14 protein-coding genes are annotated in these 15,520 nt (G+C 62.4%); 9 read left to right on the forward strand and 5 right to left on the reverse strand.

The genetic code is table 11. The features are described 5' to 3' along the window. Positions 1–9: 9 nt before the first annotated feature. Positions 10–303, reverse strand: a complete 294-nt coding sequence (locus IB262_RS10780) for a DUF6074 family protein (RefSeq protein WP_192493552.1) — start codon at positions 301–303, stop codon at positions 10–12. 335 nt (positions 304–638) lie between these two features. Between IB262_RS10780 and IB262_RS10785 the strand changes: the two genes are divergently transcribed. From IB262_RS10785 to IB262_RS10825, 9 genes are all read left to right on the forward strand, one after another. Beyond that, complete coding sequence (locus IB262_RS10785) at positions 639–2,357, forward strand: ABC transporter ATP-binding protein (RefSeq protein WP_034787702.1); 1,719 nt, start codon at positions 639–641, stop codon at positions 2,355–2,357. 97 nt (positions 2,358–2,454) lie between these two features. After that, complete coding sequence (locus IB262_RS10790; protein ID WP_034787706.1) at positions 2,455–4,017, forward strand: D-aminopeptidase; 1,563 nt, start codon at positions 2,455–2,457, stop codon at positions 4,015–4,017. Positions 4,018–4,095: 78 nt separating this feature from the next. Next, entirely contained in the window at positions 4,096–4,881 is a 786-nt protein-coding gene (locus tag IB262_RS10795; RefSeq protein ID WP_034787707.1) for a pseudouridine synthase, read from the forward strand. Positions 4,882–5,109: 228 nt separating this feature from the next. Next, positions 5,110–6,087, forward strand: coding sequence for a tripartite tricarboxylate transporter substrate-binding protein (locus tag IB262_RS10800; protein ID WP_034787709.1), 978 nt, complete (start codon positions 5,110–5,112; stop codon positions 6,085–6,087). Between the two features lie 219 nt (positions 6,088–6,306). Continuing rightward, complete coding sequence (locus IB262_RS10805; RefSeq protein WP_034787711.1) at positions 6,307–6,768, forward strand: tripartite tricarboxylate transporter TctB family protein; 462 nt, start codon at positions 6,307–6,309, stop codon at positions 6,766–6,768. A gap of 10 nt (positions 6,769–6,778) precedes the next feature. Next, the gene (locus IB262_RS10810) at positions 6,779–8,284 is read left to right on the forward strand and encodes a tripartite tricarboxylate transporter permease (protein ID WP_034787722.1); all 1,506 of its coding nucleotides are present in this window, start codon (positions 6,779–6,781) and stop codon (positions 8,282–8,284) included. A gap of 180 nt (positions 8,285–8,464) precedes the next feature. Beyond that, complete coding sequence (locus IB262_RS10815) at positions 8,465–8,860, forward strand: hypothetical protein (protein WP_034787727.1); 396 nt, start codon at positions 8,465–8,467, stop codon at positions 8,858–8,860. 89 nt (positions 8,861–8,949) lie between these two features. Beyond that, positions 8,950–9,648: a helix-turn-helix domain-containing protein gene (locus tag IB262_RS10820; protein ID WP_060582305.1), complete on the forward strand. Its 699-nt coding sequence runs from the start codon at positions 8,950–8,952 to the stop codon at positions 9,646–9,648. Positions 9,649–9,703: 55 nt separating this feature from the next. Beyond that, positions 9,704–9,919 carry a hypothetical protein gene (locus tag IB262_RS10825; protein WP_034787730.1) on the forward strand — a complete coding sequence of 72 codons (216 nt, stop codon included), beginning with the start codon at positions 9,704–9,706 and terminating at the stop codon, positions 9,917–9,919. Positions 9,920–9,962: 43 nt separating this feature from the next. Here the strand turns inward: IB262_RS10825 and IB262_RS10830 are convergent, their stop codons facing one another. The 4 genes from IB262_RS10830 to repA all read right to left on the reverse strand — a co-directional run bounded on the left by IB262_RS10830 (position 9,963) and on the right by repA (position 15,496). After that, positions 9,963–11,129 carry an RHE_PE00001 family protein gene (locus tag IB262_RS10830; protein ID WP_060643619.1) on the reverse strand — a complete coding sequence of 389 codons (1,167 nt, stop codon included), beginning with the start codon at positions 11,127–11,129 and terminating at the stop codon, positions 9,963–9,965. A gap of 738 nt (positions 11,130–11,867) precedes the next feature. Continuing rightward, a complete protein-coding gene (gene repC / locus IB262_RS10835; protein WP_060643620.1) occupies positions 11,868–13,136 on the reverse strand; it encodes a plasmid replication protein RepC in 1,269 nt (422 codons plus the stop codon). 155 nt (positions 13,137–13,291) lie between these two features. Beyond that, a complete protein-coding gene (gene repB, locus IB262_RS10840) occupies positions 13,292–14,293 on the reverse strand; it encodes a plasmid partitioning protein RepB (protein WP_060582302.1) in 1,002 nt (333 codons plus the stop codon). A gap of 3 nt (positions 14,294–14,296) precedes the next feature. Beyond that, the gene (gene repA / locus IB262_RS10845; protein WP_089043038.1) at positions 14,297–15,496 is read right to left on the reverse strand and encodes a plasmid partitioning protein RepA; all 1,200 of its coding nucleotides are present in this window, start codon (positions 15,494–15,496) and stop codon (positions 14,297–14,299) included. Positions 15,497–15,520: the final 24 nt, after the last annotated feature.

The raw sequence follows: 15,520 nt of genomic DNA on the forward strand, positions 1-15,520 counted from the left end.
ACGCAGCGGCTACTGGCTCATCGCGCCTGCAGAAAGACGCGAGAGGTGGCGATGCTGCAGCTCGATCTGCACCTCGTCCTGAAAAACCAGAACCTGATGGCGCACTTCCTCTTCCGAACATCCGCAGGCAAAGAGCTCATCCGCTAGAGCGCGGCAGCGGCGGCGCCAGAATTGCAGCGCTTCGGCACCGTGCAGATCTTCAAGCTCGGCGGCAGCACTGCGAATGGCATGCAATCTCCTGACCACCGGAAACGGAACAATGGTGTTGGTTTCCGTGGCTTCCACTGATTGATTGCTTGCCATCGTCTCGTTTGCCCCCTGGACTTCGTGCGTTGACGCGAACGCACAAAGACGCCCTACGCGTAGTGATATCGAGCAATGGCTCCGCTTCCGGTGTCCCCAACCGAAGGCGATTTGCTCTGCTGATTCCATTTCTACGAAGCCTATGGTTAACGTTTCCTTCCCACCGGTGCCGAAGTGAACCGATTGCGTCTCGCAGGTGCACGAGACATCGGTCGCGTCACGTGGCCGACACGCTTTCACGCTTTTCTGGGTTGGTTTCGATCCAAAAACATGACATTAAAAATCATCTTTCTATCAGCGCCCATGGCGCCCCCGCCCCCAGTGAGTGCACGTGCATGCTGAAGCGTTTCTTCGCGTTCTACCGCCCCTATCGCGGCCTGTTCATTCTCGACTTTTCCTGCGCCGTACTATCAGGCCTGCTCGAACTCGGCTTCCCGATTGCGGTGAAGCTGTTCGTCGACCAGCTCTTGCCGAGCCAGGAATGGACACTGATCCTGCTGTCCTCCGTGGGGCTGCTGATCGTCTACCTGCTCAACACCGGCCTGATGGCAACCGTCACCTATTGGGGCCACATGCTCGGCATCAATATCGAGACGGACATGCGGCGCATGGCCTTCGATCATCTGCAGAAGCTCTCTTTCTCGTTCTTCGACAACCAGAAGACCGGCCATCTCGTCGGCCGCCTCACCAAGGATCTGGAAGAAATCGGCGAGGTCGCGCATCACGGTCCGGAGGATCTGTTCATTGCCGTCATGACCTTCATCGGTGCGCTGATCCTGATGCTGATGGTGCATTGGCAGCTGGCGCTGATTACCGCCGCCGTCGTGCCGCTGACCGCCTGGGTGACCAGCCGCTACGGCGGGCGCATGACCCGGAATTTTCGCAATCTCTACGGCCGGATCGGAGACTTCAACGCCCGTATCGAGGAGAATGTCGGTGGCATGCGCGTGGTCCAGGCCTTCGCCAACGAGGCCCATGAGCGCAGCCTGTTCGAGACCGACAACCAGAACTATCGCCGCACCAAGCTTGAGGCCTACCGTATCATGGCGGCCAGCACGTCGCTGAGCTACATGAGCATGCGGCTGACGCAGCTGATCGTGATGATTACCGGGTGCTACTTCGTGTTGACGGGCGAGCTGACCAATGGCGGCTTCGTCAGCTTCCTGCTTCTGGTCGGCGTCTTCTTCCGGCCGGTCGAGAAGATTAATTCGGTGATCGAGACCTATCCGAAGGGCATCGCCGGCTTCAAGCGCTTCCTCGAACTGATGGAAACCGAGCCCGATATCGAGGATCGTCCCGGTGCGACCGACGTCGCTGATCTCAAGGGCGACATCACCTACAGCAACGTCTCCTTCGGCTACAGCGCCGAAAAGCCGATCATCCAGAATATCGACCTCACGATCCGCGCCGGCGAGACGATCGCCTTCGTCGGCCCGTCGGGCGCCGGCAAGACGACGATCTGCTCGCTTCTGCCGCGCTTCTACGAAGTGATGGAAGGCGCAATCACTGTCGACGGCACCGATATCCGCGACATCACCCTGTCGTCGCTGCGCGGCCAGATCGGTATCGTGCAGCAGGATGTCTTCCTCTTTGCCGGCACCATTCGCGACAACATCGCCTATGGCCGGCTCGGAGCAAACGAAGCCGACATCCTGGAAGCGGCGCGGCGCGCCCGGCTCGACGGCATGATCGCCGCCCTGCCCGACGGCATGGACACGGTGATCGGCGAACGCGGCGTCAAGCTTTCCGGCGGACAGAAACAGCGACTGGCGATCGCCCGCATGTTCCTGAAAAACCCGGCGATCCTCATTCTCGACGAGGCCACCTCGGCGCTCGACACGGAAACCGAGAGAGCAATCCAGCAGTCGCTCGCCGAGCTTTCCAAGGGGCGCACGACGCTGATCATCGCGCACCGGCTGGCAACGATCCGCGATGCCGACCGCATCGTCGTGGTCGACGGCAGCGGCATTCGCGAGCAGGGACCGCATGCAACGCTGCTGGCCGCCAAGGGCGCCTACAGCCGCCTCTATCACGCCCAGGCAGGCGCCGGCTGAGGAGAGCTGTCGGCGCGGCATTGCAAGTGCCGGGAGGGGACGGTACGAACGAAGGCAGACACCGCCCTGCCCTTCGTCGGACCGATCCTTCAGCGCCATGACCACTTCCGAACTTTCCACTCTCGAACGCGCCCTAAAAGCCCTGCCCCAACACTATCCCGGTCCCGGCGGCGTCGCCGGTGTGGTCCGGGATGGTCAGGTGATCCTCAGCCACCGCTGGGGCTACGCCGACCTGACCGCCCGCAGGCCGATGACGGCGACAACCCGCGTACCGATCTGCTCGATCACCAAGCAGATGACCTGCGCCGTGCTTCTGGACGCCGTCGGCGAACCGGCAAAGCTCGACCGCGCGCTCGACGCCTACCTGCCTCTGCTCGAAGGCAAGCGCCCGACCGTGGCCCATCTCTGTCACAACCAGTCGGGGCTGCGCGACTACTGGGCGCTGACCGTGCTGCAAGGCGCCAGGCACGACGGCGCCTTCCGCCGCGAGGACGCACGGCCCCTGCTCTCCTCCGCGCGGTCGACCCATTTCGAGCCGGGCACGCGCTACTCCTATTCGAACGGCAATTTCCGCATTCTCGCCGACCTCATCGAAGCGCATACCGGGCGCTCGATGGCCGAGCTCTATCAGCGTTCCGTGTTCGGCCCGGCCGACATGCAGACCGCTGCCCTCACCGCCGATACGAGCCTGCCCCCCGACGGTATCGTCGGCTACGAGGGCAATGAGACGGCTGGCTATTTCGAGGCGGCCAACAACATCTACTGGGCGGGCGATGCCGGTGTTTCCGCTTCGCTCGACGATATGCTCGCCTGGGAATGCTTCATCGACCGGACGCGGAATGACGAAAACAGTCTCTATCGCCGCCTGTCCGTACCGCAGACCTATGCCGATGGCCGCCCGGCCCATTATGGGTTCGGCCTTGCGCATGAAAAGATCGGCGACGTCGCCATCACCGGCCATGGCGGCGCGCTGCGCGGCTTCCGCAGCCGCAGGCTCTACGCGCCCGCTGAGCGCCTTTCGGTCGTGGTGATGTTCAACCATGAAGCCGACGCCCATGCGGCGGCGACCGCATTGATGAAGGTCGCCCTTGGCCACAGCGATGCCGAGCCCGCGACAGGCACCTGGGATGCCGACGGCACCGGCAGCTATCTGGATCCGGAAACGGGCCTCGCACTCGTTACCAGGCCCGCCGGCAAATCCCGCGTCGCGCTGAACTTCGCCACGGGTGCCGAAACGCTTGCGGTCGGTCCGGATGGCAGCGCGCAGTCAGCGGCCGTTACCCTTCGCGTGGAAGGCGCCTCGCTGCACATGGAGCGCCCGCGTGAGAACCTGACGGTTCACGCCGCGCGCATCTCTGGCGCCGCCAAGCCTGATATCGCCGGCCGCTACCATGCGGCAGAACTCGACGCCCATCTCGACATCGTCTCCACCAACGGCGTCTTCTATGGTGGTTTCGACGGTTCGCTTGGCAGAGGCGCCATGCACGCCCTGCGGCCGCTCGCCGACGATGTCTGGCTGCTGCGCTGCAAACGCTCGATGGACGCGCCGGCACCGGGAGACTGGACCGTAGTCGTTTCGCGTGACGCAGAAGGCAAGGTGACGGGGCTGACGATCGGCTGCTGGCTCGCCCGGCGGATCGACTATAGCAAGATCGGCTGATGTCGAGATTGTGCCGCCGGCGATGCTCGCAGGCGGGACCATGCTGCACAAGATGACCAGCAACCGGAAGACCAGAACGTGAAACAGAAGCGACCGACAGCCGCCCGAGATACCGGCCGCCGCCCCGCGGCCGATACGGGAAAACGCGTGACGGTCGCCCGCGCCCTTTCCAAGCTTGGTTACTGCTCGCGCACGCAGGCCGAAAAGCTGGTGCTTGAAGGCCGCGTCAGCATCAACGGGCGCAAGGCGACTGACCTCACCGCATGGGTCGATGTCGACATGGACCGTCTCGCCGTCGACGGTAAGGCCGTGCTTGCCCAAGAGAAGGTCTACCTGATGCTGAACAAGCCGCGCGGGCTGGTGACGACCAGGCATGACCCGGAGGGCCGGCCGACGGTCTTCGACTGCCTGAAGAACATCGACTCCACCCATCTGTCGCCGGTCGGACGCCTCGACAAGGCGAGCGAGGGCCTTCTGCTGTTCACCAACGACACGGTGCTTGCGCAGCGGCTGCTCGATCCGGAAACCCATGTCGGCAAGGTCTATCACGTGCAACTGACCGGGCAGATCGACGACGCGCAGCTTGCGCAAATGGTCGCCGGCATCGACGAAGGCGGCGAGATGTTGCGGGCCGCCAGGGCCGAACGCCTAAGGGTGGGCGGCCGCAACATGTGGATCGAGGTGGAACTCGAAGAGGGTCGAAACCGCCAGATTCGCCGCATGCTCGATGCGCTCGGCTTCGAAGTGCTGCGGCTGCTGCGAGTTTCGATCGGGACGATCGCTCTCGGTGATTTGCCGAAGGGTGCTGCGCGTAACCTCACCGCCGACGAAATCGCCGATCTGAAGCGGCGCACCGGCCTCTAGGCCCTTCCCGCGGCGCGCAGCCAAACGCGCGATGGGTGGAAATCCACCCACGCCAGCACCGCCATGTTTCCAAATCCACCCAAAGCCGATCCAGGCTCCTGACAAATGCGTCGGATCGTGCGGACAGCCCGTTGTCTGTGCTAAGATTGCGTCCGCAAATGGGGGCATCCAGCACCGGCGTGGGAGGAAACCTTGCCGGCTGGCCATATTTCATCCGGGAGGAAGAAGATGAAAACCCTCAACGCATTGCTCGGCGCCGTTGCCGCCCTTTCCATTTTTGCCGTTTCCGCCAACGCACAGACCTACCCCGAGCGTTCGATCACCATGGTCGTGCCCTTCTCCGCCGGTGGCCCGACGGATACGGTTGCGCGCCTGGTTGCTGAATCCATGTCGAAGGACCTCGGCCAGCAGATCATCGTCGAGAACGTCGGCGGCGCCGGCGGCACGCTTGGCGCCGGTCGCGTCGCCCAGGCCGATCCGGACGGCTACACCGTGCTGCTCCATCACATCGGCATGGCAACCAGCGCGACGCTCTACCGCAAACTCGCCTATGACACGCTGAACGCCTTCGAATATGTCGGCCTCGTCACCGAAGTGCCGATGACCATCGTCGCGCGCAAGGACCTCGAGCCGACCGACCTCAAGGGTCTCGTCGAATATGTGAAGGCGAACAAGGACACGGTCACCGTCGCCAACGCCGGCATCGGCGCCGCCTCGCACCTCTGCGGCATGATGTTCATGAGCGCCATCGAAACGCCGCTGACCACCGTTCCCTACAAGGGCACCGGTCCGGCGATGACCGATCTCCTCGGCGGTCAGGTCGACATCATGTGCGACCAGACGACCAACACCACCAAGCAGATTCAGGGCGGCACGATCAAGGCTTACGCCGTCACCTCGCCCGAACGCCTGAAGGTCTTCCCGGACTTGCCGACGACCACCGAAGGTGGTCTGCCGAACCTGCAGGTTGGTATCTGGCACGGCGTCTACGCGCCGAAGGGTACGCCGGCTGAAGTGACCGAACGCCTGTCGAAGTCGCTGCAGGTGGCGCTCAAGGATCCGAACGTGGTTGCCCGCTTCGGCGAACTCGGCACCGAGCCGTCTTCGGACGCCGACGCCACCCCGGCCGCGCTGAAGACCAAGCTCGAAGGCGAGATCGCCCGCTGGAAGCCGGTGATCGAAGCGGCCGGCCAGTACGCCGACTAATCCACCGCTCATCGCGCCGCGCTCTCGAGTCATCTCGGGGCGCGGCGGTTCTGACATGGGCATGTTCCCGACGGTGTCCGGACAGGCGCCGTCAACAGCGGTTGACAGCTGTCAACGCGACGTTGCCCAATGTGCGAACCCGGCGCGAGCCGGCAATGCCAATGCGGGAGGCCGTCGACGCCTCGGCCCGGCTACCCCGCGAAAACAAATGGGGACACGATGAAATCACTCTCCTTCGATAGCACCAATGCGCTCTGCGGCGGGATCCTGACCGCGGTCGGCCTGTTCTTCGCCTGGCAGGCCTTCAACCTAGAGCTCGGCACGGCCTTCCGCATGGGGCCTGGCTATTTCCCCCTCGTGCTCGCGATCATCCTGACGCTCCTCGGCATCGTGATCCTCGTACAGTCCACCCGCGTCCAGGGGGAGCCGATCGGCGCGATTGCGCTGCGTGGCATGCTCTTCATTTTGCCGGCGCCGGTTTTCTTCGGCCTCACGGTCCGCGGCCTCGGCTTCGTCCCGGCACTGTTCTTCACGGCACTCATCGCCTGCTTTGCCTCCGGCCGCATGACGCCGCTCATGGCTTTGGCGCTCTCCGCAGCGCTGACGGCCTTCTCCGTCGCCGTGTTCAGCTATGGTCTCGGCCTGCCCTTCCAGCGCTTCGGCCCCTGGGTCCAATTCTAGGAGACGCGCAATGGATCTTTTCAACAATCTCGCGCTCGGCTTTGTGACCGCCGGTTCCCCCGCCAACCTGCTCTTCTGCCTCATCGGCGTGCTTCTCGGCACCCTGATCGGGGTCCTTCCGGGCATCGGCGCAACGGCAACCATCGCCATGCTGCTGCCGATCACCTTCCAACTCGAGCCGGTCTCCTCGCTGATCATGCTCGCCGGCATCTATTACGGCGCGCAGTATGGCGGCTCGACCACGGCGATCCTGATCAACATGCCGGGCGAATCGTCGTCAGCCGTCACCGCGATCGACGGCTACCAGATGGCCCGCAAGGGTCGGGCCGGCGCCGCCCTGGCGATCGCTGCCCTCGGCTCATTCTTTGCCGGCACCGTCTCGACCTTCCTCGTCGCGGTCTTCGCACCGCCCCTGACCGAAATCGCCCTGAAGTTCGGCGCTGCCGAATACTTCTCGTTGATGATCGTCGGCCTCGTCTCCTCGATCGCACTCGCGCACGGGTCGATCGTCAAGGCGCTGGCCATGGTCGCCCTCGGCCTCCTGCTCGGCCTCGTCGGCACCGATATCTATTCCGGCACGCCGCGCTTTACCCTCGGCATCCGGGAATATGCCGACGGCCTGAACTTCGTAGCGCTCGCCGTCGGTGTCTTCGGCATCGCCGAGATCCTGCGCAACCTTGAAAACGAACGCACCCGCGAGGTGCTGATGGCCAAGGTCACCGACCTGATGCCGACCAGGGACGACTTCAAGCGCATGTTCGCGCCGGTCGTGCGCGGCACCATCATCGGTTCGGCGCTCGGCATTCTGCCCGGTGGCGGCGCAATCCTTGCGGCCTTCGCTTCCTACACCGTGGAGAAACGCGTCTCGGACCACCCCGAAGAGTTCGGCCACGGTGCGATTGCCGGCGTCGCCGGTCCGGAAAGCGCCAACAATGCGGGCGCGCAGACCTCGTTCATTCCGCTGCTCACCCTCGGCATTCCCGCCAATCCGGTGATGGCGCTGATGATCGGCGCGATGATCATCCAGGGCATCGTGCCCGGTCCGAACGTCGCAAGCGAACAGCCCGCCCTCTTCTGGGGCATCATCGCCTCCATGTGGATCGGCAATCTGATGCTCGTGGTCCTGAATCTGCCGTTGATCGGGCTCTGGGTGAAGCTGCTCAAGATCCCCTATTACGTGCTCTTCCCGATCATCATGGCGTTCTGCTCGATCGGGGTCTACAGCGTCAACTCCAATGTCTACGACCTCTATGCCGTCGCCTTCTTCGGCCTCGTCGGCTACCTGCTGTTGAAGCTGCGCTGCGAACCCGCTCCGTTGCTGCTCGGCTTCGTGCTCGGACCGCTGCTCGAAGAAAACCTCCGCCGCGCCATGATCCTGTCGCGCGGAGACCCGACGACATTCGTCACTCGACCGATCAGCGCCATCCTGCTTCTGATCGCAGCCCTGGTGCTCGTCGTCGTGTTCCTGCCGAGTGTGAATGCCAAGCGCCACGAGGTTTTTGTCGAGGAGGATTGATCCCTGCCCGCCAATTTCGCAACAATAACAATATAATTCAATAGGTTAATCGCCGCGCCCCAATCGGAGGCGCGGCGTTCTTCTGGCTGCGGCATTCTGCCCCTGCGCGGTTTGCCACATTGAGCTTTATCAAGCCGGTCGCCAATCTCTGCCCCATCGAAACAGGAACGAGCCGGGGCGATGACACGTCGCGAGAAGATCAGATGGAACAATGCCGTGCGCATGCTTTGCGCCGCGGCGCTGTTCCTGCTTGGTTTTGCCCATCTCGGCCCTGCCCTGGCCACTCGCCTGCCGGCGGCCGAACTGGCGCTCTATGCCCTGCCCGACGGGTCCCTGCCCGATTTTTGCCAGACCGGTTTGGGTGAAGACGGCAAAGACCAGCCCGGCCATAAACATGTTTGCAGCGCCTGTCGGTTCTTCTGGGCGCTGCTGACGCCGCCGGACGGTTCTCTCAGCGAGCGCCTGGAGGCAAACCGCACACCTGCGATCCGGGTTGCGGCAGTTCGACCGGTGCCACAAGTTCACGCACCCAATGCCCGTCCGCGAGGCCCGCCACAGGTCGTCATCCGGCTTTGACCTCCGTTGACAGCTGTCAACATCCTCCTTCGACGCCCGTCGGCATCGGGGCATCACGCCTCCTTGCGTCGGTCATGCGGACGTTTATCATGCCAGAAACCCTGATCACCACTGCCGCGCCAGCGGCTCCCCCTCGCGCGTCCTCGATAAGGCCGCCTCGCCCGGCCTCGCGTAGTCGTGTCGTCGGCGAAAACCTGACCCTGCTCTATGAGGGCGGACGCAACCGCGCGCTCTACCGTGTCGTTGACGGCTGCGTCGTGCTTTCGCAACTTCTCAACGACGGTCGCCGCCAGATCACCGACGTGCTCGGACCGGGCCGGCTCTTCGGCTTCACTATCGACGGCCGCAACATCGCCACCGCCGAAACGCTGAGTATCGCGCGCATCGAGCCTCTGGGTGACGCGGATCTCAACGCCACCAATCCGGCCGTCGCCAGCGAGTTGAAGACGACGCTTCACCGCATGCAGATCCATGCCACGCTGCTTGGTCGCAAGACCGCCAGCGAGAAAGTCGCCAGTGCGCTGGTGGAACTATCGCGCCTGTTCAATCGGACCGGCCGTAACGGCGCCCCTGCCCGGTTGAGCTTTCATCTCCATCTCACCCGCGCCGACCTTGCGGATTGGCTTGGCCTTACCGTCGAAACGGTCAGCCGCTGTCTCAACCGTTTCAAGCGCGAGGGCCTGATCGACTTCAGCCACCCGAAGACAATGCGTGTCCTCGATCCCGAACGCCTCGAAACGACCGCCGGCTTCACCCGACAACAGACCGGCGAGACGACACGCCCTTGAATAAAACCCGCGCCGCCTGTCCCCCCAATGCGGCCACCCACGCAAAGGAAAAACCATGATTGCGAGACTTGTCTACCACGTGCCGGTGTTCGGCTGGATGCTCAAGGAGGCCGTGCAAGGTTCACAGACGGCCAAGGTGCTGTTTCTGATCAACTGCGCGCTGCTCTGGCTGCTCGCCATCGTCGCCTTCGGCTACCCGGCGATCATCATTCCGGCATTGACGCTGGTGCCGGTGATCTTCGTTCTGTTGATCGTGATCACGATGGGCTGACGCCTATACGGTCCGGCGGCAAGCTTTCCGCGCTGCCGCCGGTTCAAAGCACGCCCCAGCCGCGGTAACGCCCGCGGCCGGTCATCTCGCGGATGCCAAGCTCTCGAACGAGGTTCAGCGCGCCGCGCGGCGTCACCCCGACATGCTTGGCGACCAAAGCTGCCGATACGATCGGCCGCGACAGAACCAGGTCGATCAAGGCCGGCAGACTGCTGTTGGAACGACGATCGCGAATGCGCATGTCCATCTGGGTCTTCGCAAGCGACAGACGGTCGAGTTCCTTGAGACCGAGATCCGCCGTCACCGTCATCGCCTCCAGAAAGGCGCTCCAACGGGTCAGTGCGTCCTGGGACCTCCGTCGCTCATAGCGGATGGTCTTTAGCCCGGTGTTGAACGACAGCAGGTGCGAGGTGACCTTGCCTCTGGAGCGCAGGTAAGCGCCGACCAACAATGACCCCAGCCAATGCTGACGGCGCAGAGGCTCCCTCCGCTCCCAGGCATCGAAGAGCAAGGCGGCTCCAAGACAGGGCGGCAGCTGATCAGCCGCTGCCACCATCTGGCGCCATTCGTCAAGACGCACTTCCTCATCCCACTCTTCGTCGAAGAGCAGGCCGAGCTGTCCCATCGGCTCGCGGGCTGTCGCTAACGCCGTCCGTTCTGCGACTTCCAGCGTGTCCTGGTCATGCGCATCGAGCAGGCGCTGCGAGCGAGCGATGGCGGCGTCGATGGCCGCGAATTCGGCCGCCATCGGATTGCTGTCGCCGTCGTCCTCCGGCTCGCCCCGCTCCGGCTCACGATCGACACCCGCCGCCTGCCGTGTTTCGGCCGGCGCAAGTGAAGGGATATCGAGCTCCAGGGCTGGGCTCTGTTCGCCGCTGAGTGTTGCAAGCCCCTGGGCAGAAAGGGCCCAACCAGGCTCGCCGAGCCAGATGCGGCGGCGGACTTTCAGGACCGAATGGGCGATGGTCAACTCGTGGGTCGGCGCTCGGGCGTCCATGTGCGCATCGTGCAGCACAAGATCCTCGACATGAACGAGTTCGCCCGCCACCCAAAGTGCTGCCGTCGCATCGAAGAAATGCCCGCGCTCGCGGTACCCGTCTTCGACGACATGACGGTTCGTGCGCTCATCGAGCCGCGCCAAGGCGTCTTCCGCCGAAATCATCAGCGGGATCAGCGTTGGATGGTAGGGATCGGGAGACTGGTATCGCATTTTGAAAATAAACGGTTCCTGCGGATGTGGAACGTAACATGAGAATCACTTCCCCCACAGGCAGGAGACGCTTTCTCCACCGCTTGAAGACCAGCAAGCTGCGCCGCCTGATTTCGCAAACGACGACGGGGCGAATATTTCTATTCAAACAGGACTTGCATGTGTCTCGGCGCACGCCAATGTGTTGACAGCTGTCAACCGTGTTGATGTCTCGTCTATCAACGCCAAACCCGGTCAGTGAGTTGAGTACCATACTCGCTGTTTCCCCCAGCCATACCGTGTTCGCAATCCACGCGGCAGTGAGATCCAACTATGCTTGGTGCTTTGTCGCTTTAGTTTACCCTTTCGCGACCCAGCTTTTTGGGGGGAGGGCGCTCGGCTTTAAACTAGCAACCTGTTGACAGCTGGCAACAGCCCGCGAGTTCGCCACCTGAACGGATTCTGCCGCTAGAACGGGCTCTAACAAGGGAGGACGCTCAATCATTCGGCTCGAGATCAAGAAATTCGAAGTCTTGTACGCTGAGTCCGCGCAACGGAACTGAACCGCCCCTTCCTTTCCAAAAGAAGGAGAAACAGCAATGTTTTCTGATGGGTGGCGAGGGTCTGAAAACAATCTCAGACGTAAGAATAACGTAGAGATGTCAACGAATCCCTGCACTTACAGTGTCCCGCATTTCAACGTCACAGACAAGCCAAAGCGTTTCCGCGAGAGGCGACGCTCATGCCCCCTGTCGCTGTTCATCCGCTCACGGCCACCACTCCGGCCTGGGCTCGCAAGCGCGCCGACAGCATCGCCGACACGGTGAATGTCTGGTTTCTCGCGCGGCGCGTCAGGTCCCGCAGATAGCCCCCAGCCGAATGAATGTGCTCGGATCGTTCAAGAAGGCAGGCGAGTACCGTTGCCGTCGTTTCGGGACCAAGCACCGTGCACGCCTCGTCGTAGGCCTCCGGGCTGACGCCGAGCATCGTCCTGACAACGGTTGCGGCTAGGAACATGTCCCGCCAGTTGCCAATTCGCCCGGCTGGTCCATAGTCACGGATCTGCGGGCAGGCTTTCAGCACCACCGGCAGCGCGCCGATATGATCGTGAAGGCGAGAAAGGCCGGGCGACTTTGCACTGCCTGCAACGGTATCATCATCCGCGGTGCATGACGTCTTGGTGCCAGCCAGATCCGAAAATGCCGCTTCAGGTCTTTCACAAGCGTTTTCAGATTCAGATTGATAATCGGATTCTGAACTCTGTATGTGCCGCTCATACTGGCGTTCATTGGCAGCCGTATTCTGCGTTTTCAGCAAGTTTTCCAGGTAATTAGTCAGATTGTCGCGGAGTGCCGACAAAACGGCGAGGGCGCGCTCCACTTCGGTGATCAGCGGCTTGCGCGACAGTGCCGTGTAGACCGCCTGGCACTGCGTTTCCGCTTCTTCCGCTTGGAGGACATCGGACTGGCGCAGGAGCTCGACGAGCTTGACGACGTCGCGCCGGCAAAGGCTCAGACGTTCGCGCATCACCTGCAGGTAGCGACGATCCGCTTCCAGCCGTGCCGCTTCCGCTGCGAACTCGGACGCCCGTGCAAGCATCGGGGCGAGATCGAAGCCAAAGGCCTGGCCGATCGCGCCCTTGCGGTCACGCCGGGCGTAACGCTTGCCGTTGGGACTGTCGCGCCTGAGGATGAGCCCAGCCTCGACAAGCGCCGTCAGATGCCGCCTCAGCGTCGTCTCGGCCATGCCGTGCGTACGGAGCGAAAGCTGCGCATTCGACGGAAACACGACGAGGCCGGCGGCCCGGTCGAGTTCGGCCTTTGGGTAAAAGGACAGCAGTGCGTTCAGCACCGCAAGCGAACGGTCGGAAACCCCAAGGCTTGTCTTGGCGGCACATACCGTTCGAAACAATTTCCATTTGTCGACGCTCCCGTCGTCGACGGCCGGAGCGCTGGAAAGTTGGTGTGCCAACATCCCAAGCGTCATCGACCGCCGCCCGAAGGGCGTCGTGACAATCCCACGATCCATTCTTCTTCACCTTTTCCAAGGCAAAAGAAATCCGTTCGCCGAAACGACGTTGAAAACTCTTGACACCGATTCGCGGAAATGGGATTCTCTAGTTGCTACACGAGAGAAGGGTTTCCGCAGCGCTAGTCGTTCGGAAGCCTTTTTCTTTTGCTCAGTTAGTCTCCTGTTTCCTCTTGATATTCGAGGTACAGAGATTTGAGCCTCTGCCTCACGAAATCTGCAAAGCCTGGTGCCGTCTTGCTGTTGAAGGCAAGCGTCGTCTCGACGTCCGTTTCACGGATACGCACCGGGATTGTGTTGTCTGGCGCCAGCCATGGGATAGGCCGGGCACGCGCCCTGGAGGCGCTTAAGAAGGTGCACAAGGCGTCGAAACGCTGATCGCTGCCGGCCTTCTGGAATTCTCGGCCTTGCGTGAAGGCGGCTGCGGCCTCCGGCTTGCCATCTTGTGCGAGAAGCTCAGCGAGTTCAAACCAACGGCGCCGTCCGATCGATGGTGCCGGTCCGATGGCCTCGATCAGCGCAATCGGTAGCCGGCGAACAACAGAAATCATCTTCGACAGGGCGGCTTTGTCGACACCCAGCGCCGACATGATGATCTCACGCGAAAACCCGCGATCCTCAAGGCGGCCGCCAAAGAGCGAGCGCTCGATGAAGGAGAGGTCGGAACGGGTGTTGTTTTCCTGTCCCTGCGAGACGACCAATTGCTCGTCATTGAGATTGCGAACGACCGCACGAACACTGCTACCGATGTCGCGGGCAGCAGCCAGGCGGCGATGGCCGTAGGCGACCTGGTATCGCCCCTCGATGGTTGGATGCGGCCGGACCAGGATGGGCACCTGTTGTCCGTGCTCTCGCATCTGTTCAGCGAGGCTCAGTTGCGCGTCGGCCGCAATCCCGAGGCGATCGACGATGAAGGATGCGTCGATGAGCGCCGGATCGAGTTCGACGACCGCTTGCCCTTCGGCAAGTTGCCGCTCGAGCTCCTGGGCGCGTTCGACCTTCTGCGTGATGTTCGACAGCGACCGGGTGATGCCACCGACAGCAGTCGGGGGGCGGGCACCGGCCATCAGCCCGGCGATCGGGCGGTCGTTGCCCGGTGCGCCGTTGGCATCGTCGACGCGTTCCTCCGATATCCCGATCAGGTTCTTACGGGCCATGGATTACTTCCTCCCCCAGACCTTGCGGACCAGGTCCTCGATCTCGCCATTGACGAGGTTGAGAGAGTCCATTGCGCGGTCGTAGGTGCCGCGGACAAACTGCGAGCGCTCGACTTCATAAAGCGTTTGCTTTGTTACGCCGGCGTCGGAGATAGCTGTCGACTTCACCATGGCGTTCTGCAGCATGCGATTGCCGAAAATGGCGCGCATGAAACCGGTCATCTGGCTTTGAGGGCCGTCGTTCGGCTCAAACCGTGTTCCGAGATAGCGCATCCAGTCATAGCTGGTGCGGCCACCGGCTTTTTCGACGACGCTCATCAACTCACTCGTCATCGACAGGAACTGCGACATCGACATGACGTCGAGCATCTGCGGATGCACGGTGATCAGGACGGACGTTGCGGCACAGAGCGCCGACATGGTGAGGAAGCCGAGCTGCGGGGGGCAATCGATGACGACGATGTCGTAGAAGCTCTCGATATCGGCGAGCACATCGCCGATGCGGGCGAAGAAAAGGGTTTCTGCAGCCCCGCCCGTCATCATCGCCTTCGGCGTTTCGTGCTCGAATTCCATGAGTTCGAGATTGCCGGGAATGAGATGCAGATTGGCGGTGTAGGTCGACCGCACGATATCGGCGATCGACCGCGGGGCGTCATAGCGGATCGCGCCGTAAAGCGTCTCGCCTTCTCCGACATCCAACTCCGGTTGATGGCCGAAGAGGGCGGAAAGCGAAGCCTGCGGATCGAGATCGATCGCGAGCGTGCGGTAGCCGCGAAGTGCCAGATATTGGGCGAGGTGGGCTGAGGTCGTCGTCTTAGCCGACCCGCCCTTGAAGTTCATCACAGACAGGACCTGCAGCTTTTCATCGCCGCGCCGGTGCGGGACATATTTGCCCGACTTGCCGCCATCGTCGAGAACGCGGCGAATGCGTTCGATGTCGGAAACGGCATACATGCGCCGACCGTTTGACAAGGGCGCTGGGCCGTGGCCCTCTGAGGCCACCTGCCTCAGATAGCCTTCGCCGATTCCGATGAAGGCTGCCGCTTCGGCAGGGCTGAAGAGACGCATCTGCTTTTGCGCTTGCGGGGGGAAGATTTTCTTTTGGTGCTGCTGCAGCTGATGGGCAAGCTCCAAAGCATCGGCAGCCAGAAGCGTCGGCAGATGCTCCTGTGCGTCCTGGCTTTGAATTTTTTGCTGCAACATTGATATCCCCGAAAACTGCGCAAA

Source organism: Ensifer sp. ENS02 (genome assembly GCF_014851885.1).
Lineage (GTDB): Bacteria > Pseudomonadota > Alphaproteobacteria > Rhizobiales > Rhizobiaceae > Ensifer > Ensifer adhaerens.